18 protein-coding genes are annotated in these 22,114 nt (G+C 62.7%); 12 read left to right on the top strand and 6 right to left on the bottom strand.

All coding sequences use genetic code 11. The features are described from left to right. Positions 1-115: 115 nt before the first annotated feature. Together ACVDHI_RS06085 and ACVDHI_RS06090 are read left to right on the top strand one after the other, a co-directional pair. Positions 116-1,486: a leucine-rich repeat-containing protein kinase family protein gene (locus ACVDHI_RS06085; RefSeq protein WP_447211845.1), complete on the top strand. Its 1,371-nt coding sequence runs from the start codon at positions 116-118 to the stop codon at positions 1,484-1,486. A gap of 110 nt (positions 1,487-1,596) precedes the next feature. Next, entirely contained in the window at positions 1,597-2,244 is a 648-nt protein-coding gene (locus tag ACVDHI_RS06090) for a thiopurine S-methyltransferase (protein WP_039039037.1), read from the top strand. 284 nt (positions 2,245-2,528) lie between these two features. Here the strand turns inward: ACVDHI_RS06090 and ACVDHI_RS06095 are convergent, their stop codons facing one another. Further along, a complete protein-coding gene (locus tag ACVDHI_RS06095) occupies positions 2,529-5,303 on the bottom strand; it encodes an insulinase family protein (RefSeq protein ID WP_447211846.1) in 2,775 nt (924 codons plus the stop codon). 162 nt (positions 5,304-5,465) lie between these two features. On the opposite strand from ACVDHI_RS06095, the gene sixA reads away from it, so the two are divergent. From sixA to ACVDHI_RS06110, 3 genes are all read left to right on the top strand, one after another. Further along, positions 5,466-5,933, top strand: a complete 468-nt coding sequence (gene sixA, locus ACVDHI_RS06100; RefSeq protein ID WP_041215262.1) for a phosphohistidine phosphatase SixA — start codon at positions 5,466-5,468, stop codon at positions 5,931-5,933. A gap of 133 nt (positions 5,934-6,066) precedes the next feature. Continuing rightward, positions 6,067-6,273: a DUF1107 domain-containing protein gene (locus tag ACVDHI_RS06105; RefSeq protein WP_005324080.1), complete on the top strand. Its 207-nt coding sequence runs from the start codon at positions 6,067-6,069 to the stop codon at positions 6,271-6,273. A 185-nt stretch (positions 6,274-6,458) separates the two neighbouring features. Beyond that, positions 6,459-7,379, top strand: a complete 921-nt coding sequence (locus ACVDHI_RS06110; RefSeq protein WP_041215261.1) for a DMT family transporter — start codon at positions 6,459-6,461, stop codon at positions 7,377-7,379. Positions 7,380-7,440: 61 nt separating this feature from the next. On the opposite strand, the gene ACVDHI_RS06115 is transcribed toward ACVDHI_RS06110, so the two are convergent. Next, positions 7,441-9,057 (bottom strand): peptide ABC transporter substrate-binding protein, encoded by a 1,617-nt coding sequence (locus tag ACVDHI_RS06115; RefSeq protein ID WP_171864776.1) that lies wholly within the window; start codon positions 9,055-9,057, stop codon positions 7,441-7,443. 143 nt (positions 9,058-9,200) lie between these two features. Between ACVDHI_RS06115 and ACVDHI_RS06120 the strand changes: the two genes are divergently transcribed. Both ACVDHI_RS06120 and fbp read left to right on the top strand, forming a co-directional pair. Next, positions 9,201-9,443: a hypothetical protein gene (locus ACVDHI_RS06120; protein WP_125117245.1), complete on the top strand. Its 243-nt coding sequence runs from the start codon at positions 9,201-9,203 to the stop codon at positions 9,441-9,443. Continuing rightward, positions 9,431-10,465 carry a class 1 fructose-bisphosphatase gene (fbp, locus tag ACVDHI_RS06125; RefSeq protein WP_029314452.1) on the top strand — a complete coding sequence of 345 codons (1,035 nt, stop codon included), beginning with the start codon at positions 9,431-9,433 and terminating at the stop codon, positions 10,463-10,465. The genes ACVDHI_RS06120 and fbp overlap by 13 nt, the downstream gene beginning before the upstream one ends. A gap of 528 nt (positions 10,466-10,993) precedes the next feature. On the opposite strand, the gene mfd is transcribed toward fbp, so the two are convergent. Further along, on the bottom strand, positions 10,994-14,458 hold the full coding sequence (gene mfd / locus ACVDHI_RS06130) for a transcription-repair coupling factor (RefSeq protein ID WP_447211847.1): 3,465 nt from the start codon (positions 14,456-14,458) through the stop codon (positions 10,994-10,996). Positions 14,459-14,500: 42 nt separating this feature from the next. Continuing rightward, positions 14,501-15,076 (bottom strand): PilZ domain-containing protein, encoded by a 576-nt coding sequence (locus ACVDHI_RS06135; protein ID WP_447211848.1) that lies wholly within the window; start codon positions 15,074-15,076, stop codon positions 14,501-14,503. 76 nt (positions 15,077-15,152) lie between these two features. On the opposite strand from ACVDHI_RS06135, the gene ACVDHI_RS06140 reads away from it, so the two are divergent. Genes ACVDHI_RS06140 through lolE form a run of 3 tightly spaced genes read left to right on the top strand, consistent with a single transcriptional unit; the run spans position 15,153 to position 18,368 of the window. Next, positions 15,153-16,388, top strand: coding sequence for a lipoprotein-releasing ABC transporter permease subunit (locus tag ACVDHI_RS06140; RefSeq protein ID WP_447211849.1), 1,236 nt, complete (start codon positions 15,153-15,155; stop codon positions 16,386-16,388). Positions 16,389-16,428: 40 nt separating this feature from the next. Then, entirely contained in the window at positions 16,429-17,127 is a 699-nt protein-coding gene (gene lolD / locus ACVDHI_RS06145; RefSeq protein WP_010674567.1) for a lipoprotein-releasing ABC transporter ATP-binding protein LolD, read from the top strand. After that, entirely contained in the window at positions 17,127-18,368 is a 1,242-nt protein-coding gene (lolE, locus tag ACVDHI_RS06150) for a lipoprotein-releasing ABC transporter permease subunit LolE (RefSeq protein WP_039039045.1), read from the top strand. Before lolD ends, lolE begins: the two co-directional genes overlap by 1 nt. A gap of 130 nt (positions 18,369-18,498) precedes the next feature. Here lolE and yfbR read toward each other — a convergent pair whose 3' ends face one another. Together yfbR and ACVDHI_RS06160 are read right to left on the bottom strand one after the other, a co-directional pair. Then, positions 18,499-19,089 (bottom strand): 5'-deoxynucleotidase, encoded by a 591-nt coding sequence (gene yfbR / locus ACVDHI_RS06155; RefSeq protein ID WP_010674569.1) that lies wholly within the window; start codon positions 19,087-19,089, stop codon positions 18,499-18,501. An 84-nt stretch (positions 19,090-19,173) separates the two neighbouring features. Continuing rightward, positions 19,174-19,608, bottom strand: coding sequence for a YccF domain-containing protein (locus ACVDHI_RS06160; RefSeq protein WP_039039046.1), 435 nt, complete (start codon positions 19,606-19,608; stop codon positions 19,174-19,176). Between the two features lie 430 nt (positions 19,609-20,038). On the opposite strand from ACVDHI_RS06160, the gene tig reads away from it, so the two are divergent. Next, a complete protein-coding gene (gene tig, locus ACVDHI_RS06165) occupies positions 20,039-21,349 on the top strand; it encodes a trigger factor (RefSeq protein WP_010674572.1) in 1,311 nt (436 codons plus the stop codon). Between the two features lie 86 nt (positions 21,350-21,435). Next, complete coding sequence (clpP, locus tag ACVDHI_RS06170; protein WP_005324106.1) at positions 21,436-22,059, top strand: ATP-dependent Clp endopeptidase proteolytic subunit ClpP; 624 nt, start codon at positions 21,436-21,438, stop codon at positions 22,057-22,059. Positions 22,060-22,114 lie beyond the last annotated feature (55 nt).

Below are 22,114 nucleotides of genomic sequence, written 5' to 3' on the forward strand. Positions count from 1 at the left end.
TGCAAGAAAATCGGCCATCTTTGGCCGTCATTCCCTATAATGCCCCTCCTTTGTGGCCTGGGGGGAGTGCCCGCAGTGAGCCACCGCAAGCCCGAATGTTGATAGAGACGATCCCATGCATACCCTGGAACAGCTTCGCGCAGGCGAACTCTGCGGCGCCCGCCACCTCAAACTTGCTGAAAACCTCGCGGTGTTCCCTCCCGAGATCCTGAGCCTCAAGGAGACCCTGGAGGTGCTGGATCTCACCGGCAACCAGCTGAGCGAGTTGCCTGACGCGCTGGCCGAATGCAAGAAGCTGCGCATCCTCTTCTGCTCCGAGAACAACTTCACCGAACTGCCAGAGGTGCTGGGGCGCTGCCCTGCGCTCACCATGGTGGGCTTCAAGGCCAACCGCATCGCGACCGTCCCGGCCGCCTCCCTGCCCGCCAGATTGCGCTGGTTGATCCTGACCGACAACGAGATAGAGACACTGCCCGGAGAATTGGGGCGCTGCATTGATCTGCAAAAGCTGATGCTCTCTGGCAACCGGCTACATGAGCTTCCCGAGACGCTTGCCGGTTGCCACCGTTTGGAGCTTTTGCGCATCGCCGCCAACCGCCTGCCAGCGCTGCCGAGTTGGCTGCCCTCGATGCCGCGTCTGTCCTGGCTGGCCTTTGCGGGCAACCCTTTCTGTGATGAACAGGCGTGTTTGAACGGCACATCGGAGTTCACTACCGAGATCCCCTGGCAGGCGCTCTCACTGGGGGATGTGCTCGGGGAGGGAGCATCCGGCGTCATTTATCGCGCCGAGTGGGCGAGTGCCGAAGGGCCCGGGGCGGTGGCGGTCAAGCTCTTCAAGGGGGCCGTCACCAGCGATGGCTTGCCCCTGAGCGAGATGACTGCGTCCCTGGCCGCCGGTCGTCATCCAAACCTGGTCGGTGTGATGGGGAGGGTGAGCGATCATCCCTCCGGCATCCCGGCACTGGTGATGCCCCTGATAGACCCGGCCTTCGCCACCCTGGCGGGGCCCCCGAGCCTGGACTCCTGCACCCGGGATGTCTATGGGGCGGATCTGAACTTCACCCCGGCCCAGGTGATGGCCATGGTGCAGGGGGTGGCTGCGGCCGCCCGGCACCTGCACGAGCGGGGCATCCTCCACGGCGATCTCTACGCGCACAACCTGCTGTACTCCTTGCAGCCCGCGATGCCTCACTCGTCGCAGGAGGCACCGGGCCGGGTGCTGCTCGGTGACTTTGGCGCCGCCTCCTGTTACGACCGCGCCGATGAGGTGCTGGCCGGGCGGCTGGAGCGCCTGGAAGTGCGGGCCTTTGGCTGCCTGCTGGCCGAGCTGCTGGCGCGCTGTGATGGGGGGGACGCCGACCTCGACCCCCTTCATCGACTGGCCGGGGAGTGCGGCTTTGAGGTGCCTTCCCGGCGACCCACCTTCGCGCAGATCCTGACCCGGCTGGCAGCGATGGCGACAAGCCTGCCTGGGGTTGTGGCCTGAGGCCTGCCCATCGTGGGCCTTCTCGTGCACTGAGGCGGGATCATGGGGCTTGCGCCACTTCGGTGAAGTTGTGATAGTGATGCACCATTGCAGATGACGAGAGGAAGATGATGGAAGCGGCATTTTGGCACCAGAAGTGGAAAGAGAACCGGATTGGCTTTCATCAGGCAGATTTCAACCGCTGGCTGCAATCCTGGTGGTCAGCCCAGCAAGGGAGCGACCCCGTGCTGGTGCCCCTTTGCGGCAAGTCCCGGGACATGCTCTGGCTGCGTGAGCAGGGGCATCCAGTGGATGGCTTCGAGCTCTCCGAGCTCGCCATTACCCAGTTTTTTGACGAGAACAACCTGAGTGCAGAGAGAAGCGAGGTGGGTCCCTATCAGTGCCACCGGCACGAGGATCTGCGCATCTATCAGGGGGACTTCTTCGCCGCTCCGGAGCTCGGGCAGCGTTATCGCCTGGTCTATGACAGGGCGGCCCTCATCGCCTTGCCGGGCGCCATGCGCCGCCAGTATGCCGCCCTGATGAGCCGCCTGGTGGAGGCGGGGGGGCAGGTGTTGCTGGTGACCCTCGAGTATCAGCCCGAGCAGCAGCAACAGCCGCCGTTCTCGGTAGGGGAGATGGAGGTGCGCACCCTGTTTGAGCGCGACTTTGGTGTCGAGGTGCTGGGCCGGGGGGCTGAGCTGGATCACCCCAGGGTGCTCTCGGGGCAGCTCTCCTATTTCGACGAGGTGGCTTACCGGCTGATCCGCCGGGGCTGAGAGGGCGCGAGGCCGCTGCCAACGAGGGAAGTGGCGCTTGTTTTACCTCCTTTGACATAGATCAACGTGGAAAATCAGGGAAATGCCTAAGATGAGGCTGTTTCTCAATCACTGCTGGTGCCGACCGGTGAGCTCTGGTTTGAACGCCGGTCGAACATCAACCCAGTGTCTGATTTTCACGCTCATGTTCACTTTTGGCGGCTCTGGTCGCAATTGATTATGGTTTTTCCAGCCGACCCCACGGGGTCGGCTTTTTATTGTCTGCGCGTTGCCAACAGGGGAGGTCAGCCTTCGAAGGTGGCGGCGTTGAGCCGAAATGCCCTGGGATCGTCGACAAACTGGCCGGTGATCCGCTCGTCGTGCTCGTGGCCCAGGCCATAGCTGCAGAGGATGAGGCGATCCGAGGTACGGGATCTCAGCTGGGTGATGAAGCGCACCAGATCGGCACGGCTGAGCCTGCCCACCTCCTCGCGTACCCGTTCGCGCTGATCAAAACCCAGATCCTTGTTGCCGATGCTGACCCAGAGCCGCTGGCCGCGGCTGCGCAGGTTGGCATCCCGCTCGCTGAGCTGGGCCTGCAACCCCGCCTTGCTCTCCTGCCACTGCTGCTCGGTGAACTCCAGCATGGCGAGCGGGAAGAGATCGATGAACTCCTCCACCGCATCCAGCAGGATCTGCGGCCCCGCCACCGGCGACTGGATATAGAAGATGAGACCGGGATGGCGGTTGAGGGGCAGGTTGCCGGCTCCCACCACGTAACCGAGCTGCTGGCGGGTGCGCAGCTCGTGGAAGAAGGTGGATGACATGATGTGGTTGGCCAGGGTGAAGCAGGCGAGATCCCGCGCCCGGGTGGTGCGCGACTGGTAGTAGACCAGCAGCGCCGAGTCCTCGTGATCGCACCCCTGCTCGCGAATGAGGGTGCCTCTGTCCTGGATGGAGATGAGGGGGCGGCGGGTCTCGGCGCTGGGCTGGCTGTTGGCACCGAGGTGGCGCTCCAGCAGGGCCGCGAGTTCGAGGGCCTCGGCGGCCGTCCAGTCTCCGTGTACCAGGGCCTCCAGATGCACCCTGGCAAAGAGCTCGGAGACGAAGCCGGGCATCTCCCCGAGTTCGACGGTGCGCAGGTGGCGCAACAGCTGCTCGAACGGCGGGTTGTTGGGTTGCAGCAAACTGGTGAGCTGGTTGAACAACTGGGAGATGGGGCGGGTCTTGGACTGGTTCTCCCAGTTGCGGATAAGCTGCTCCTTGATCTCGCTAAAGCGGGCTGGATCCGGATACCCCAGGGTGCGGTTGCCGAGGATCATGTCGAGCAGCAGCGGTTGCTTGTCGGCAAAACCGCTGAGGTTGATGGTAAAGCCCCCCTGATGGGCATAAATCTGGTAGCCAAGGCCCGCGAGCTCCGCCGGGTAGGTGAGGGCGTTGAGGTGATCCGTGAGCAGCTCCACGGCCAGACGCGCCATGGCGATGTGACGCGGGCTCTTGACCGCATGTTCGCTGTCGACGGAGATGTAAAGGCTCCCCTTGGGCACCCCAAACAGGTGCTCGTGCAGGTGCCAGAGCCGAAAACCGGGGCGGTCTATCAGGCAGGCCGGCATGTCGGCGGGCAGTGCCGGCAGACGGGCGTCGAGGCGGGTGCTGATGAAGGGGTTGGGCGCCGGCAGGTGCAGGGCGGGATCCGGTTCACTCTGCTGCCAGCGGATCTTCTCGGCCTCGCTGATGATCTGGACGCTGTAGGGTGTCTGGTACCAGCGGGCGAGGCGATCCGTGCTCACTTCCGGGGCCTGGATGGTCACTCGCAGATTGTGGGGGGTCAGCTTGGCGAGGAAGCGCCGGATCAGCGGCTCATCGAACTCGCGCATCATGTAATCGCCGTAGAGCAGATCGTCCGGCCCGTAGCTGAACAGGTTGAGCACGAGGCCGGAGACGGTGTCGAGGGCCCGGCCCCGCTCCTGGAAGCGGAAGGCGGATTCCAGCACGCTGCGCTTCTCCTCATAGCGCCAGGCCTGCACCCCACCCCGCTCGATGAGCTTCAGATAGCCAAACAGGGCGGCGATGATCTCGTCCACATGCTCAAGCCCAAGGGGGGTGAGGCCAAAGCTCACGCCAAAGTCCTTGAAGTTGGCGCCGCTGATGCCGCCGCCGGCGGCGAGCTGATTGACCCAGCCCCGCCCCTTGAGCAGGGAGAGCAGGCTGCCTTCTCCCTCATAGCCGATGAGGTGGCTCAGGAAGGTGAGGGGTTTTTTGTCGTAATACTCATCCACGCACGGCAGCGGGAAGGTCAGCGCCAGCTTGCGGGTCTCCTTGACCGGGGTCAGCTGAATGCGAATGCCGAGATCATCGAGCCGATAGAGAGGATGGCTCAGTACCGGAGGGCCGAGGCGGCGATCCGGAATGGCACCAAAGAAGCGATCACACCAGGCCAGCTGGGTCTCGATGGGTGCCGGTGAAAGCATGACCAGCGCCATGCGATCCGCACTGTAGTGGGTTTCGTAGAACGCAATGAGGTCCGAGCGCAGATCCCGGCCGGGGAGATCCGCCAGGGTGTCGAGGTTGCCCACCGAGAATTTGGAGAAGGGGTGGTCCGGATTGACCGTCTCCTTGTGCACCTGGTAGCTGCGGCGCACGTCGTCCTGCAGCTTGAGGCGGTACTCGGAGTCCACCGCGTTGCGCTCCTTGTCGACCCACTCCGGTGCAAAGGTGGGGCAGATGAAGAACTGGGAGAACCGGTCGAGCCCCGCCTCGAAGAAGCCGTTGTCGATGTCGAAGAAGAAGTTGGTGAACTCGGTACCGGTCCAGGCGTTGTTGCTGCCCCCGTGACGGCTCATGAATTGCTGGTACTCACCGGGTTTGGGGTAGGTGCGGGTACCGAGAAACAGCATATGCTCGAGGAAATGGGCCATGCCCTGGCGATCGGCAGGATCGTCGAAGTGGCCGGTATTCACCGCCAGGGAGGCGGCGGATTTGTCGGTCTCGGGATCACAGATCAGCAAGACCCTGAGCCGGTTTGCCAGCTCCAGATAGTGATACCGCCGATGGTCATTGGGACTGGCATATGGGCTCATTGGGGAGGGGCTCGCGGTGAATTTATTTGAATTTAAACATGATTATCGACCCCGCTATCTTGCGAGGCAAACCCTTTTCTGAGAGGTGGCGCAATTGTTTCCCCCGGCATGGCGGGGTAAGATCCCCCCGCTATTTAAACAGGCCCCCTGGGCGAGGTTGTAATGAAAATCTACATCATGCGTCATGGCCAGGCTGGCATGAACGCAAAGACTGATGAACAGCGTCCACTGACCGAGCAAGGCATCGAAGAGTCCATCCACATGGCGGGCTGGCTGGCTCCCCAATTGGCAGGCTCCCTGAACCTGGTGATCCACAGCAACTACCTGCGTGCCAGACAGACTTGGCAGGCCATCGCCCCCGTGTTGCCCAAGGCCCTCAAGGTCGAGGAGAGCGGCGACATCACCCCCTACGGGGATCCGGCTTTCGTGGCGAGCTACCTCACTGCGCTGGCGGCGGAGCATGACAACATCCTGATGGTCAGTCACCTGCCGCTGGTGGGATATCTGGTCCAGAGTCTCTGCCCGGCGGCAGGGGCCCCCATGTTCGCGACGTCCGGGCTGGCCTGCATCGAATGGCAAGATGGCAAAGGAGTCTTGCTCTGGCTGGAAGGACCGCATACAATACGGTAAAAGTTAATAATAAGTTACAGTTTGGTTTTTTGGGGAAGAGAGAGTCGATTTTTCCGGTTTTTTATATAAATTTAACGGAATTATTTCGCATAAGCTGCTGTCATACGGATACAACTTCAAGAGGTTGCAAACGATGAGAGTGTTCAAGAAGTACCTGCCACTGATGGTGGCAAAACATGTCAAAACCTTCTTCAAGGGGCGGATTTACATCCACGGCAGGGGGCGCTTCGATTTCCAGTCGGGCTTGCTGATGATGCCATTGCAAGCCGACATTCCCCACCGCCAGACGGTGCTCGAGGTCAATGAACTGATTTCAAGGCTCCACATGGATGCCGCCTGAGGCGCCTCAGGCTGACCCTGGTCCCCCTCATGCCCGCCCCTGTGCGGGCATGATTGTTGATGGCGCCTGGGCGCGGCGCCAACCGTTCGCGTCATGGCGCTTCTTCCTGCGTTGGCAGGCTTGCTTATCCTGATTGCCTCTCTATACTCGCGCGCAATACCCGCCTTTTTATTCTGGATATCGCAATGCCCCTTGCCTTCCTGTTTCCCTTCTCCTGCATGGCCATCTGGGCCGGCAATGGCATCGTCAGCAAGCTGGCGGTCGGGGTGTTGTCTCCTGCGGCGCTCGCCTGGTCGCGCTGGATGGTGGCGGCCTTGGTGCTGACCCCGTTTCTGGCTCACCGGGCCTGGCGCGAGCGCCGCAAGCTGCGGGCCGGTTTCTCGAAGCTGGCGATGCTGGCCCTGCTCGGCATGGTCTTGAACCAGACCTTTGGCTATTACGCGGCCCAGACCCTGGGGGCCACCGAGATTGGCCTGATGATGGGGCTGACCCCCTTGATGACGGTACTGCTCAGCATCTGGTTGCTGCGCGAGCGGCCCACCTGGGGGGCGCTGCTGGGAGGCGCCATCTCCATTCTGGGGCTGGCGATTTTGCTGGGGCAGGGGGATCCGGCCCGGCTGCTGACCCAGGGCATCCATATCGGTTCCGTTTACATGCTGCTCTCGGCTGCCACCTATGCGCTCTACAGCGTGCTGCTCAAGCGCTGGGATCTGGGGCTGGACAACTGGTCCATGCTCTACGGTCAGGTGCTGTGCAGCCTCCTGTTCCTCACCCCCTTCTATCTGCTGGTGGACGGGCACTGGCCCGATGGCAGCGCCCTCTGGCTCATCCTCTATGCGGGGATCCCGACCTCGGCCCTCTCGCCCTGGCTCTGGATGCAGGGCATTGCCCTGCTCGGGGCGAGCCGCACCGCCATCTTCATGAACCTGTTGCCGGTCATGACGGCCGCTCTTGCCATCAGCTGGCTCGGGGAGCGGCTCACCAGCTATCACCTCATCGGTGGCGGCATGACCCTGATGGGGGTGTTGCTGGCGCAGTTGCTGGTGAGGCCCGTGACGGTGCGAAGACGCGCCCGGCTCGCGGTGGCGGGCTGTCAGGAGAAGTAGGATAAAGAAGTAGGATAAAAAAGACCGCCCTCGAGGCGGTCTTTTGGTTCGGTGCCCAGCGTCACTGCGCCGTCAGATAGAGATCCTTGGCATAGACCAGGTCTTGCGGGTTCTGGTAGGGGTAGCCCTTGACGTTGGGTTTGAGCAGCCGTGATTTCACGTAGAAGTAGACAGGGGCAATGGGGGCCTCCTCGTCGATCAGCACCTCGGCCTGCTGATAGAGGCGGTTGCGCTCGGCGGGGTCCTTGGCGTCATGGGCCTTGGCCAGGAGGGCGTCGTACTCCTTGTTGAACCACTTGCCGCTGTTGGCGCTGCTGCTGGAGGTCATGATGTCGAGGAAGGTGGAGGCATCGTTGTAGTCTCCGTTCCAGGAGTAGCGGCTCACCCCGAAGTCACCCTCGTTCAGGGCCGACACCATGGTCTTCCACTCCATGTTGTTGAGCTCCGCCTTGACCCCCAGGTTGTGCTTCCACATGGAGGAGATGGCGAGCGCTATCTTCTTGTGCCCCTCGTTGGTGTTGTAGAGGATGTCCACCGTCAGCGGCTTGTCCGGGCCGTAACCCGCCTCGCCAAGCAGCGCCTTGGCCTGCTTGATGCGCTCTTCCTTGCTCATCAGCTCGCTGGCGGGGCGTTTGAGCTCGAAGCCGTCCACGCTCGGCGGGGTCAGGCTGAAGGCGGAGAGCTGCCCCTGTCCCAGGATCTTCTCCGTGATGGTGTCCCGGTCGATGGCAAGAGAGAGTGCCTTGCGCACCCTGACGTCGTCAAAGGGTTTGCGCTGGGTGTTGAAGACGTAGTAGTAGGTGGCGAGCATGGGGGCGCTCACCAGCTCCTCCGGGCTCTGGCGCTTGATCTGCTGATACTGCTCCAGGGGATAGGTGGTGTAGTGCAGCTCGCTCGCACGATAGCGGTTGTAGGCCGCGGTATCGGAGACGATCTCCAGATAGATCACCTTGTTCAGCACGGTGTGCTCGTTGTCCCAGTAGTGGGGGTTGCGCTCGGCGATGAGGCGCTCGTTCGGGGTCCACTCCTTGAGGGCGAAGGCGCCGTTGGAGACGATATTGCCCGGTTTGACCCACTCATGACCGAACTTCTCGATGGTGGCCTTGGGCGCCGGGAAGGTGGTGTAGTGGGAGAGGGTCTTGAGGAAGAAGGGGACCGGGTTTTTCAGGGTGATCTGCAGGGTGTAGTCATCGAGCGCCTTGATCCCCAGGGCATCCGGGCTCTGCTTGCCCTGCACCACGTCGCTGGCATTGGCGACGCCGGTCAGCTCGATGAACCAGGCGTAGTTGGAGGCGTTCTTGGGGTCCGCCGCCCGCTGCCAGCCATAGACGTAGTCCGCCGCCGTCACCGGCTCGCCGTTGGACCATTTGGCATCGGGTCTGAGCTTGAAGGTGTAGACGGTGCCCGTGGCATCGAGCTCGTAGCCAAGGGCGCCCGCCGCCTGAAGCTTGCCGTTGCCATCCAGGGTGTAGAGCCCCTCGAACAGATCGTTGACGACGTCGCTGCCCGCGCTCTCTTCCACCATCTGGGGATCGATGGAGGCAGGCTCGGTGCCGATGTTGCGCACGAACACTTGCTGGGCGGCTGGCAGAAGCTGGGTGCCTTCAGGCACCTGGGCAGCGAGGACGGGGAGGGTGAGCAGAGCGGCAACCGCCCCGGCGATAAGCGACTTTTTCATTGAATATCCTTATGTTTTTTTGCTTCCAAAGCGCAGCCAGTGTGCGGGATTGGGGGGGAGATCTCAAGAGGGGAGCCTCTGGCGCAACATTGCCGGGCGCCAGGGGGAGCAGGGCGGGCAGCTGCGTCGGCCAGGATGCATTCTTGTCACGAATTAACCCCCCAAAAGATGCCGGATGGCACCCTTGTTTCACGGCGAAAGCCCGTGGTGGCGCGGTTTTCTGGCGATTTAAAGAACGGCTTAATTCGCTGCAAAAACAAAAAACAGGCGTTACATTGGGTTACAAAACAACGCTGCCGGGGATCGGCACTTTTTTTGCCGACACTTGCAAACGTTTTCAACGGCCAACGGAAACGATCTTAAAGGAACAAGAATGCGAAACATGATCACCATGGGCGAGTTCATCGTCAAAAAGCAGGCGGACTACCCGACCGCGACCGGCGAGCTGACCTCCTTGCTCAGCTCCATCCGCCTGGCCGCCAAGGTGGTGAACCGGGAGATCAACAAGGCGGGTCTGGCGGACATCATCGGTTCCATCGGCGCCGAAAACGTGCAGGGCGAGGTGCAGCAGAAGCTGGACGTCTATGCCAACGAGCGCTTCAAGGCGGCGCTGGAGGCCCGTGGCGAGGTGTGCGGCATGGCCTCTGAGGAGGAGGAGGACTTCGTCTCCTTCGATTCCGAGCTCTCTCGTCACTCCAAGTACGTGGTGCTGATAGACCCCCTCGACGGCTCCTCCAACATCGACGTCAACGTCTCGGTCGGGACCATCTTCTCCATCTACCGCCGGGTCAGCAAACCGGGCGCCGGGGTCACTCTGGAGGACTTCCTGCAGCCGGGTCACCGTCAGGTCGCGGCGGGCTACGTGGTCTACGGCTCCTCCACCATGCTGGTCTACACCACCGGCTTTGGGGTCAACGGCTTCACCTATGACCCCTCCATCGGCTGCTTCTGCCTCTCCCACGAGAACATCCGCATTCCGGAGGAGGGCAAGATCTACTCCATCAACGAGGGCAACTACATCAAGTTCCCGGACGGGGTGAAGAAGTACCTGAAATACTGCCAGGAGCGTGACGAGGCGACTCACAGGCCCTATACCTCCCGCTACATCGGTTCCCTGGTGTCGGATTTCCACCGCAACCTGCTCAAGGGGGGCATCTACATCTACCCGTCCGGCACCAACTCCCCGAACGGCAAGCTGCGCCTGCTCTATGAGTGCAACCCCATGGCCTTCCTGGTGGAGCAGGCCGGTGGCAAGGCGTCCGATGGCTTTGGCCGCATCATGGACATCCAGCCTACCGCTCTGCACCAGCGCACCCCCTACTTCGTCGGGTCCACCAGGATGGTGGAGCGGGCCGAGGCCTTCATGCGGGAGTTCTCCGCCCACGAGGATCCGGCCAACCAGGGCTAAGCCCGGGCCAGCGTCCCTTTGTCACGGGAGCCGTCAAGGCTCCCGTTTTTATTGGCGTGCAGGCGGATGTAGCCAGGTTGATATGCTGACGGACTGACGGACTGACGGACTGACGGACTGACGGACTGACGGACTGACGGACTGACGGACTGACGGACCGACGCGACGCTTCGGTTGTCGCGGTGCAATGGCTGGTGGCCCCCTTGCCGGGATACCTGGTCTGGATACGTGGGCGGGATAAATACGGCACGGGCCATCTGCGGGGCTATCGAGGCGCGTTGAACCCGTTTGTTGCCCACGATCATCCCCACAACCATCTGTTTTTTAGATGGGTTGTGAATCAATGCATCGCATTAGTGGATGGATTCGGCGGCAAAATGGTGCTGCCAGGAGGGCGAACCGAGGCATCGGGAGGCAAGAAGGCGGGCCGGGGGCGAGATGCCGCCCCTTGCCAGCAACGAAACGGGAGCCCTGGGGCTCCCGTTGTTGTAGGCGGCAGGTCGCGCCCTGCTGACGTCATGCTTCCCCTCAGGGGGTGGCATGGCGGGCGAGATCCGCCAGCAGGCCGTCCACCAGTTTGAGGCGCATGGCCCTGTCCTGGGTCGGCACCTGGAAGCGCAGCCGGGTCGGTCCGTCCATCTTGTAGATGCGCGGCTGCTCCGAGAGCAGCTTGACCAGATAGGCCGGGTTGACGCGGGTTTCCTGGGTAAAGTCCAGATAGCCGCCGCGCTCGCTCATCTCCACCCGGCGAATGCCGAGCAAAGTGGCGCGCTGGCGGAAGGCGGCCAGCTCCATCAGCGTCTTGGTCGGCTCCGGCAAGAGGCCGAAGCGATCGATGAGCTCCACTTTGAGCTCCCGCAGCTCCTGCTCGTCGGCGGCACTGGCGATGCGCTTGTACATGGAGAGGCGCATGTTGACGTCCGGGATGTAGTCGTCCGGGAGCAAGGCGGGCAGGCGCAGCTCCACCTCGGTGTGCTGGCTCATGAGCTGCTCCAGCGACGGCTCCTTGCCATGTTTGAGCGCCTCCACCGCCTGCTCCAGCATCTCCATATAGAGGGTGAAGCCCACCGATTCGATCTGGCCGCTCTGATCGTCGCCGAGCAGCTCGCCCGCGCCCCGGATCTCCAGATCGTGGGTGGCGAGCGCAAAGCCGGCGCCGAGATCTTCGAGGGACGCGATGGCCTCCAGCCGCTTGGCCGCATCCTTGGTCATCAGCTTGGGATGGGGGGTGAGCAGGTAGGCATAGGCCTGGTGGTGGGAGCGACCGACCCGGCCCCGCAGCTGGTGCAGCTGGGCCAGACCGAGGTGATCCGCCCGGTCCATGATGATGGTGTTGGCGCTCGGCACGTCGATGCCGGTCTCGATGATGGTGGTGCACACCAGCAGGTTGAAGCGCTGGTGGTAGAAGTCCGACATCACCCGCTCGAGCTCCCGCTCGCGCATCTGGCCGTGGGCGATGCCGATGCGCGCCTCCGGCACCAGCTCGGCAAGATCGGCGGCGCACTTCTCGATGCTCTCCACGTCGTTGTGCAGGTAGTAGACCTGGCCGCCACGCTTCAATTCCCGCAGTACCGCTTCGCGCACCACTGCAGGTTCGTGCTGGCGCACGAAGGTCTTGATGGCGAGCCGCTTGGCGGGCGGGGTGGCGATGATGGAGAGATCCCGCATGCCGGACATCGCCATGTTGAGGGTGCGGGGAATGGGGGTGGCGGTGAGGGTGAGGATATCCACGTCGGCGCGCAGCGCCTTGATCTTCTCCTTCTGGCGCACCCCGAAGCGGTGCTCCTCGTCGACGATGAGCAGGCCCAGATCCTTGAAGGTGAGCTCGGCGCCGAGCAGCTTGTGGGTGCCGATGATGATGTCCACCTTGCCCTCGGCCATCTCCTTCATCACGGCGCTCTGCTCCTTGGCGGAGCGGAAGCGGCTCAGCACCTCCACCCGCACCGGCCAGTTGGCGAAGCGGTCGCGGAAGTTGTCGTAGTGCTGCTGGGCGAGCAGGGTGGTGGGCACCAGCACGGCCACCTGTTTGCCGCCGTGCACGGCCACAAAGGCCGCCCGCATCGCCACTTCGGTCTTGCCAAAGCCCACGTCGCCGCACACCAGGCGGTCCATGCTCTTGGCCTGGCACATGTCGCCGAGCACAGCGTTGATGGCATTGAGCTGATCCTCGGTCTCCTCGAACGGGAAGCTCGCGGCAAACTGGCGGTAGGCCTCCCGGTCGTGTTTGAAGGCAAAGCCGTGACGGGCTGCCCGCATGGCATAGACATCCAGCAGCTCGGCCGCCACGTCCCGCACCTTCTCGGCCGCCTTGCGCCGCGCCTTGACCCAGGCCTCGCCGCCGAGCTTGTGGCTGGGCGGGTTGTCCGAGCCGGTGTAGCGGCTGATCAGGTGCAAACTGGTGACCGGCACGAACAGCTTGTCGCCGCCGGCGTATTCCAGGGTCAGAAACTCGGTGGGCAGGCCGCCGGCATCGATGGTCTCGAGCCCCAGGTAGCGACCGACCCCGTGATCCAGGTGCACCACCGGCTGGCCCTGGGTCAGCTCGCCCAGGTTTCGGATCACCGCATCGGAGCTCAGGTTCTTGCTCTTGTCCCGCTGGCGCTTGCTGCGGATCTTGCCGCCCAGCAGTTCGGCCTCGGTGATGAGGGCAAGGGGCGTCTGGCCGGGCTCTTGCAGCAGGAAGCCCCGCTCCAGGGGACAGACCAGCAGCCCGTGGCGCGCATCGCTCACCAGGAAGGCGTCGAGGGAGGCAAACTCCCGGGGTTGCAGGTTGATCCGTGCGAGCAGATCCCCGAGCCCCTCGCGCCGCCCCTCGGACTCCACCGCAAACAGGGTGCGCCCGGCAAAGCCTTGCAGGAAGCCGTCAAGGGCCAGCAGGGGTTGCTCCTTGCTGTGGTCGAGCTGCAGATCCGGCAGGGGGGCGAGGGGCAGATCCTGCTGACCCGCTCCGCCGTCAACGGTCGCCTCCTGCAGCCGCACGGCGCCATAGTCCCCGAGGGCGGCGAAGAGCTGCTCCACCGGCAGATAGATCTGCTGGGGCGGCAGCAGGGGACGGGTGTTGTCCCAGCGCCTGTCTTCATAGCGCTGGCCGATGTCGTTCCAGAAGCGCTGGGCCGCGGGGTAGATCTCCCCCACGGTGAGCAGCAGGGTGTTGCCTGGCAGGTAGTCAAACAGGCTGGCGGTCTGGTTGAAGAAGAGCGGCAGGTAGTATTCGATGCCGGCGGGCCAGCGCCCCTTGCTCACCTCCTGATAGACGGAGCCCTCGGCCCGGGAGATCTCGAACTGTTCGCGATACTGGCCACGAAACAGCTCGATGGCCCCCTCGTCGGTGGGAAATTCCCGGGCGGGCAGGAGGCTCACCGACTTCACCGGCTCGCTGGAGCGCTGGGTCTCGGGGTCGAACGGGCGGATGGAGTCCACCTCGTCGTCAAAAAAATCAATGCGATAGGGGCGGCTGCTCCCCATGGGGAAGAGATCCAGCAGGGAGCCGCGGGCGGCGAATTCGCCGTGCTCCAGCACCTGTTCCACCGCCACGTAGCCCGCCTGCGCCAGACGCCCGCGCAGCTGCTGCAGGTTGAGGCGCTGGCCGCTTGTCACCATCAGGCTGTATTTGTCGAGATAAGCCTGGGGCGCCGTGCGCAGCATCAGGGTGGAGATGGGCACGATGAGCACGCCGTGGCGCATCTGCGGCAACTGGTAGAGAGTCTCGAGGCGCTGGGAGATGATGTCCTGGTGGGGAGAGAAGCTGTCGTAGGGCAGGGTCTCCCAGTCCGGGAACAGCAGCACCGGGCAATCCTGATCCGCCAGCAGGAACCCCAGTTCCTGTTCAAGGCGCAGGGCGCTCGGGGTATCGGCGGTGACCAGCAGGACGGGTCTTCGGGCTTCCCGGGTGAGGCGGGCGGCAACCAGAGCCAGGCTGCTGCCGACCAGCTGGCCGAACGTTGTCTTCTGGCCCGCTTTGGCGGGCAAGGCGGGGAGGGTCATTGGCATCATCGGAGTCTTTTACTGTTGGCGTTCTTTTGACATGGACCTGGGTTAGCGCTGACGTTCCTGGGCACGCAGCTTGAGCTGTTTCGACTGCACATGCAGGCTGGCGCGCACCAGCAGCTCCCGGTCATCCTCGCGGATGCGCACGTAGTCGAGCACGACGTGGGTGCCGTGCTCTCCGGCGTTCCGCTGCACGACCTCGCCGTAGCAGTAGACGGCGGAGGCCTCTTCCCGCAGGAAGATCTTGAGCCGCACTATCTGGTGCAGGGCGGGGGCCTCCCCGTGCCCCTGGTGGGGGTGCAGGTAGGTGAGCTGCCCGGCGCCAAAGCGCAGGGTGTGGAAGCGGTGCTCGGGGTGATCCTGGGCCGCCAGCACATAGCCCATGATCATGTCGATCTTGCGGGACTGCTGGTTGATGATATCCACCAGATCGTGCATGGACTCGTTCTGGCTGCGCAGCAACCGGCTGCTTACCAGATCGATGGAGGTGATGGCGGAGGCGATGCGAAACGGCTCGGGCAACTCGGCCTCCAGGGCCTCCAGCGTCGGCAGACGAAAGTCGGCCGGCATGGGGATCACATTGACCGGCGTGGCATGGGTGACGCTGAAGAACTGTTCCTGCATGGAGGCTATCCCTTGTTGTCATAGACGGTTTCCCTTTATTATCCGGTATCTTATTTCGTTGGCAACGTAGATATCCTTGAAGACCGGACTTTTTCAGCCACTGTCGCTGGCCATCGGCCTGCGTTATGCAGGCTCGCGACGCAGTAACCGCTTCGTCTCCTTTATCTCCCTGTTCTCCACCTTTGGCATCGCCATCGGGGTCGCCGCCCTGATGGTGGTGATCTCGGTGATGAACGGGTTCGAAGGACAGCTCAAGGGACGCATCCTCGGGGTGATCCCCCATGTGGTGGTGACCAATCAGGCCGGACGCATCGAGGCCGAGCCCGAAGGTCTGCCCGATCTGGCCCGCCTGCCCCACGTGGTAGCCACGGCCCCCATGCTCGACAGCGAAGGCATGCTGCAAAGCCCCGGTCAGCTCACCGGTGTGAGCGTGCAGGGGATTGATCCCGCCCGCTGGCCCGAGGATGACATCCTGCACGCCCAGATGCTGGGTGGGCGCCTTGACAGCCTGCAGGCCGGTGAATACCACATCGTGCTGGGGCAGGGGGTGGCCAGCCGCCTCAAGGTCTCCATCGGCGACCAGGTGCGTCTCATCCTGACCGAAGGTACCCGCTTTACCCCCTTTGGCCGGGTGCCGGCCCAGCGTCTTTTCACCGTCTCCGGCATTTTCGGGGTCGGCGCCGACGTGGACAGCCAGGTGGCACTGATTGCCCTGGGGGATGCCCAGCGCATGCTGCGCCTGCCCGCAGACAAGGTGGGCGGCATCCGCCTCTGGCTGGACGATCCCTTCGCCGCCGACGAGGTGGTGAAGACCGAGTTGCCGGACGGGCTGGAGTGGCAGGACTGGCGCCGCGAGCGCGGCGAGCTGTTCCAGGCGGTGGCCATGGAAAAACGGATGATGGGGCTGATGCTGGTGCTGATCATCGCGGTCGCCACCTTCAACATCCTCTCCGCCCTGGTGATGGTGGTCACCGACAAGGAAGGGGAGGTGGCCATCCTGCGTACCATGGGCATGAGCGAATCCGGCATCGTCAAGATCTTCATGGTGCTGGGGGCGTCGAGCGGCGTCATCGGCGCCCTGTTCGGGGGGCTGGCGGGGCTGGCGCTCTGCTTTGGCCTCAATCCTCTGCTGAACGCCCTTGGGCTCAACCTCTATATGGCGGCGGGGGGCAGCGGTCTGCCGGTCATCGTCGAGCCGGCCCAGGTCATGACCATTTTGCTGGGCGCCGTGCTGCTCAGCTTCAGTGCCACCCTTTACCCGGCCTCCCGCGCGGCCCGGGTCAAACCGGCGGAGGCGCTGCGTTATGAATAATTCATCTTCTGTTGTTACTGGTGCAAGTGGAGCCCCCGTTATGAATCAATCCGTCTCCTGCGAGCCGCTGCTGCGCTGCCAGGCCCTCAACCATGTCTACAAAGAGGGCAATCTGGAGACCCAGGTACTCAAGGGGATCGAGCTGGACGTCGCCCCCGGGGAGATGCTGGCGGTGGTGGGGAGCTCGGGCTCCGGCAAGACCACCCTGCTGCACCTGATGGGGGCGCTCGACAACCCCTCCAGCGGCGCCGTGCTGTTCAAGGGGCAGGACATCCATGGCTGGGACAGTCGCACCCAGGCGAGGTTTCGCAACCAGGAGCTGGGTTTCGTTTACCAGTTCCACCACCTGCTCTCGGAATTCAGCGCGCTGGAAAATGCGGCCATGCCGCTGCTGATCGCCGGTGAGTCGGTGGCCAGCGCCACCGAGAAGGCGAGCAAGATGCTGGGGCGGGTGGGGCTCTCCCACCGTCTCAACCACAGACCGTCCGAGCTCTCCGGTGGCGAGCGCCAGCGGGTGGCCATCGCCCGTGCCCTGGTCAACGAACCCAGCCTGGTGCTGGCGGACGAGCCCACCGGCAACCTGGATCATGCCAGCGCCACCGCCGTCTATGAGCTCTTGTGCGAGCTCAATCGCGAGCTTGGCACCGCGTTCGTGGTGGTGACCCATGACTTGAGCCTGGCCGCCAAGCTCCACCGCCGGGTCACCCTGGTGAGCGGCATCATGGCGGAGGTCGCCTGATGTTCAAGCCGCTGCCCCTGTTCCTGGGCCTGCGTTACAGCCGCTCCCGCCGCCGCAACGGCTTCATCGCCTTCATTTCGGCCTCCTCCCTCATCGGCATCGCCCTCGGGGTGATGGCCCTCATTCTTGGCCTCTCCGCCATGAACGGGTTCGAGCGGGAGCTCAAGAACCGGGTGCTCTCCGTGGTCCCCCACGGCGAGCTCATCGGCATGGAGGCGCCGCTGCCTGACTGGCCGAGGCTCAGGGACTACCTGCTGGCCCAGCCCGGGGTGGAGGCGGCTGCGCCCGTCATTCGCCTGGACGGCCTGTTGGAGCACGGCTCCGCCCTCAAGGGGGTCCAGCTGCGTGCGGTGCTGCCGGAGCTGGAAGCCAATCTCTCCGATGCGGGCAACTTCATGACGGGTCGGGGCCTTCGCGAGCTGCAGGCGGGTGAACACGGGGTCATCCTCGGCAAGATCATCGCCGACAAGCTGGGGGTCAAGACAGGGGACACCGTCACCCTGCTGCTGCCCCAGGCGGGGGATGCCGCCGGCATCAAGAACCCGAAACGGGAGGCGCTCACCGTGGTGGGGCTGCTCGAGATCGGTGGCCAGCTCGACGGCCTGCTCGGTTTCATGCATCTGGCGGACGCCCAGGCCATCACCGGCATGGGCAGCGCGGTGGAGGGGTTCAGCCTCAAGGTGAGCGACGTGCTCAAGGCCCAGTCCATCACGGTGGCGGCGGCCCAGAAATTCCCGCACTACGTCTATATCAGTAGCTGGATGAGCCGTCAGGGTTATCTCTATCAGGATATCCAGATGGTGCGCACCGTGATGTACGTGGTGATGCTGATGGTGGTGGCGGTGGCCTGCTTCAACATCGTCTCCACCCTGGTGATGGCGGTGAACGAGAAACGCAGCGAGATTGCCATCTTGAAGACCATGGGGGCGAGCCCGGGCCAGATCCGGCTTACCTTCGTCATCCAGGGGATGGTGAACGGGGTGGCTGGAGCCTTGCTAGGCGCCCTGCTGGGCGGCCTGCTCTCCAGCAAGCTGACCCAGATCCTGAGCGCCATCGAAGGGGTGATCGGGCACCGTTTCCTCAATCCCGACATCTACTTCATCGACTTCCTGCCGACCGAGCTGCACATGCAGGATTTGCTCATCGTGACCGGCGCCGCCATCCTGATGAGCCTGGTGGCGACCCTCTATCCTGCCTGGCGGGCGAGCGGCCTGGTGCCGTCCCGGGAACTGGGGCATTGATGCCCATGGATGTGATAAAGGGCCCTGCGGGGCCCTTTTTATTGTCACTCTTTTGTGGGGAAACCCCCGACGTGGCGGTTATCGAGGCAATACGCAGGAGGAGATGATGCCCGGTGCCGTGTTGATGGCGTCAATGGGCATTCAACTCATCGAGAGGCAGTGAAAAACTCCCCACGAAGACATCGATGAAGTAGCGCATGGCGGGGTTCATCCTGGCGTCCAGCATCTGCTCGAGGCGCTTTCGCGCGGGCTCGAACTCCCGGTTGCCGACGCTCAGCTCCTCCAGACACTTGGTGTAGGCACAGAGGGTGTCTGCATCCTTCACCAGGCTGGTGAGGGCCTCGTCCTGGGCGCCGGAGTCGAGCAGGGGGCGAAAGTCCTCGACCAGCTCAGGCGGCAACATGCCGAGCAGGCGCTGCTCGGCGGCAAGCTCAATCTTTTTGTATTCGCGGGCGATTTCGGGATTGAAGTACTTGACCGGGGTGGGCAGATCCCCGGTCAGCACCTCGCTGCTGTCGTGGTAGAGGGCCATGACGGCGGCCCGGTCGGCATCCACCTGAGCGCCGAACAGGCGATTGCTGATCAGGCCGAGGGCGTGGGCCACCATGGCGACCTGCAGGCTGTGCTCGGCGATGTTTTCGGGCTGGATGTTGCGCATCAGGGGCCAGCGGTAGATGAGGCGCATACGGGCGAGGTTGGCAAAAAAATGGCTGGGCAGCATGGAAGACCTCGAATGGGGCAATGAAAAAGGGCAGACCCTAGTCTGCCCTTTTTTCCACCCGCAAGGATAGCCTGAGATGAGCCGTCAGCGGATGTAGCGGCCCGATTCGGCCTCGTGGTTGGTCACTATCATCTGGCCGATGGGGGCCAGGCTGATGAGGGCCAGCTTGAGGTGCTGGATGCCGAACGGGATGCCGACGATGGTGACGAAACAGGCCAGCGCCGAGGCGATGTGGCCGATGGCCAGCCAGACCCCGATGAGCACAAACCAGAGAATGTTGCCAATCAGCCCCAGGGCGCCGGTGCCGATGTCGCTCTGGCCCGTCATGCTCTTGCGGCTCACCGCCTGCTTGCCAAACGGGAAGAAGGTGAAAGTGCCAATGACGAAGCAGGCGCGTCCCCAGGGGATCCCGATGAGGGAGACGAAGCAGAGCAGCCCCGCCAGCCACCAGGCCAGCCCCATGAAGACGCCTCCCAGGACGAACCAGAGCAGATTGAACAAGAAGCGGAAAAAGGACATGTGGGTGACTCCAGCAGCACGTGAATTGGCTGTCACCATAGCGAGCCCTGCCGGGGGACGCAATGGCACAGGCGAGAAGGTGGACAATTTGGGTCGCAGCACGCCATTTTTGTGCCCGATTGGCGGCGGATGGCGATCAAAATGGCCCATTTACCGTGAAAAAGAGTGAGCCAGTGCAAATTATTGCGGATGGAATGCTTGAACTCGGTGCAAGGCTTCCCCATATAGGAGAAAGTCTTGCGCAAATTGTGCTGTCTGTGCCCCGGATGGGGGATGTGCGGCTCGACGCGACCACTGCACGCCGCTATAATGTCGCGTCATATTTTCTCATCACAAAGACAGTCGTTGTCTTTATAAACAGGAAGACTCCGGGCTTGCCCGGGGGCAATAAAGGGTCAGCACGCAGTGCTGAGTTGAACGAGGTAAAAGAATGCAAGTTTCTGTAGAGACAACCCAGGGTCTGGAACGCCGTCTTACCATCACTGTACCGGCCGCTACCGTTGACGCCGCCGTGCGCAAAGAATTGAATGGCCTGGCCAAAACCCGTCGCATCGACGGTTTCCGTCCTGGCAAGGCTCCGGTTGCCATCATCAAGAAGATGTTCGGTGCCATGGCTCACGCCCGCGTTGCCGATGAAATGATGCAGAACAACTTCATCAAGGCCATCATCGAGAACAAACTGAGCCCGGCTGGCGCCCCGACCATGGATCCGAAAGAGATCAAAGAAGGTCAGGATTTCGAATTCACCGCCACTTTCGAAGTGTATCCGGAGTTCGAAGTTGCCGGTCTGGAGAGCATCAAGGTCGAGAAGCCGGTTGCCACCGTGAAGGACAGCGACCTGGAAAACATGATCGACACCCTGCGCAAGCAGCACGCCACCTGGACTGAAGCCGCTGTGGCTGCCGCCAATGGCATGCGTGTGACCATGGACTTCGTCGGTTCCATCGACGGTGAAGAGTTCGATGGTGGCAAGGCTGAAGGCTTCACCCTGGAACTGGGCGCTGGCCGCATGATCCCGGGCTTCGAAGACGCCATCCTGGGCAAGAAAGCGGGCGACGAGTTCACCATCGAGGTGACTTTCCCGGCTGACTACCACGCCGAAGCCCTGAAGGGCAAGGCTGCCAAGTTTGCCTCCAAGCTGCACAAGGTTGAAGAGCAAGTGCTGCCCGAGCTGACCGAAGAGTTCGTCAAGCGTTTCGGCATCGAGAGCGGCAGCGTTGAAGAGCTGAAGGCTGAAGTGCGCAAGAACATGGAGCGCGAACTGGCCCAGGCCCTGAAAAACAGCGTGAAAGAGCAGGTACTGAACGGCCTGGTTGAAGCCAACCAGATCGATCTGCCGAAGGCTGCCGTTGCCCAGGAAATCGACACCCTGCGTCAGCAGGCTCTGCAGCGCTTCGGTGGCTTCCAGGGCGGCAACGCCCCCGAGCTGCCGGCCGAGCTGTTCCAGGCCCAGGCCGAGCGCCGTGTCCGCGTTGGTCTGCTGCTGGGTGACGTCATCCGCACCAACGAGATCAAGGCTGACGACGCCCGTGTGACCAGCATCATCGAGTCCATGGCCACTGCCTACGAAGATCCGAAAGAAGTGATCGAGTACTATCAGCAGAACGAGCAGATGCTGAACGGCGTGCGCAACCTGGCCATTGAAGATCAAGCCATCGATCTGATCCTGTCCAAGGCGCAAGTCACCGAGAAAGAAGTTGCCTTCGACGAAGTGATCAACAAGTCCGGTGCCGCTGCCTAAGAACATTTGACTTAAGGTCAAAACTGTTAAGTATAATGGCTCGTGTGATCTCCACTCGGGCCATTTTATTTTAGGGACAATGCCTTATGTACAAGAACTATAACGATGTGACTGAATCCCCACGCAATGCGCTCATCCCGATGGTGGTAGAGCAAACCGCGAAAGGGGAGCGTTCCTACGACATCTATTCCCGTCTGCTGAAAGAGCGGGTGATCTTCCTGACCGGTCAGGTCGAGGATCACATGGCGAACCTGGTGGTGGCCCAACTGCTGTTCCTGGAGTCCGAGAACCCGGATCAGGACATCAGCATCTACATCAACTCGCCGGGTGGCGCCGTCACTGCGGGTATGTCCATCTATGACACCATGCAGTTCATCAAGCCGGACGTGAGCACCGTCTGCATGGGGCAGGCCTGCTCCATGGGGGCCTTCCTGCTGGCCGGTGGCGCCAAGGGCAAGCGTTTCTGCCTGCCCAATGCCCGAGTGATGATCCACCAGCCGCTGGGCGGCTTCCAGGGGCAGGCTTCTGACATCCAGATCCATGCCCAGGAGATCCTGAAAATCAAGAATACCCTGAACGATCGTCTGGCGTTCCATACCGGTCAGGACATGGCCACCATCGAGCGCGACACCGACCGTGACAACTTCATGTCCGCCGAGCAGGCCGTTGCCTATGGTCTGGTTGACGGCATCCTGAGCCAGCGCGGCTGAGCAGGGTACCCCGTCCTGTTGTAAACTCAACAGGACGATCCATCCTCTATTGATA

This window comes from Aeromonas sp. 25-248 (assembly GCF_053005425.1).

Coding starts and splice junctions, on each gene's coding strand:
- ACVDHI_RS06085 (WP_447211845.1), top strand. CDS start 116: ATGCATACCCTGGAACAGCTTCGCGCAGGCGAACTCTGCGGCGCCCGC.
- ACVDHI_RS06090 (WP_039039037.1), top strand. CDS start 1,597: ATGGAAGCGGCATTTTGGCACCAGAAGTGGAAAGAGAACCGGATTGGC.
- ACVDHI_RS06095 (WP_447211846.1), bottom strand. CDS start 5,303: ATGAGCCCATATGCCAGTCCCAATGACCATCGGCGGTATCACTATCTG.
- sixA (WP_041215262.1), top strand. CDS start 5,466: ATGAAAATCTACATCATGCGTCATGGCCAGGCTGGCATGAACGCAAAG.
- ACVDHI_RS06105 (WP_005324080.1), top strand. CDS start 6,067: ATGAGAGTGTTCAAGAAGTACCTGCCACTGATGGTGGCAAAACATGTC.
- ACVDHI_RS06110 (WP_041215261.1), top strand. CDS start 6,459: ATGCCCCTTGCCTTCCTGTTTCCCTTCTCCTGCATGGCCATCTGGGCC.
- ACVDHI_RS06115 (WP_171864776.1), bottom strand. CDS start 9,057: ATGAAAAAGTCGCTTATCGCCGGGGCGGTTGCCGCTCTGCTCACCCTC.
- fbp (WP_029314452.1), top strand. CDS start 9,431: ATGCGAAACATGATCACCATGGGCGAGTTCATCGTCAAAAAGCAGGCG.
- mfd (WP_447211847.1), bottom strand. CDS start 14,458: ATGATGCCAATGACCCTCCCCGCCTTGCCCGCCAAAGCGGGCCAGAAG.
- ACVDHI_RS06135 (WP_447211848.1), bottom strand. CDS start 15,076: ATGCAGGAACAGTTCTTCAGCGTCACCCATGCCACGCCGGTCAATGTG.
- lolD (WP_010674567.1), top strand. CDS start 16,429: ATGAATCAATCCGTCTCCTGCGAGCCGCTGCTGCGCTGCCAGGCCCTC.
- lolE (WP_039039045.1), top strand. CDS start 17,127: ATGTTCAAGCCGCTGCCCCTGTTCCTGGGCCTGCGTTACAGCCGCTCC.
- yfbR (WP_010674569.1), bottom strand. CDS start 19,089: ATGCTGCCCAGCCATTTTTTTGCCAACCTCGCCCGTATGCGCCTCATC.
- ACVDHI_RS06160 (WP_039039046.1), bottom strand. CDS start 19,608: ATGTCCTTTTTCCGCTTCTTGTTCAATCTGCTCTGGTTCGTCCTGGGA.
- tig (WP_010674572.1), top strand. CDS start 20,039: ATGCAAGTTTCTGTAGAGACAACCCAGGGTCTGGAACGCCGTCTTACC.
- clpP (WP_005324106.1), top strand. CDS start 21,436: ATGTACAAGAACTATAACGATGTGACTGAATCCCCACGCAATGCGCTC.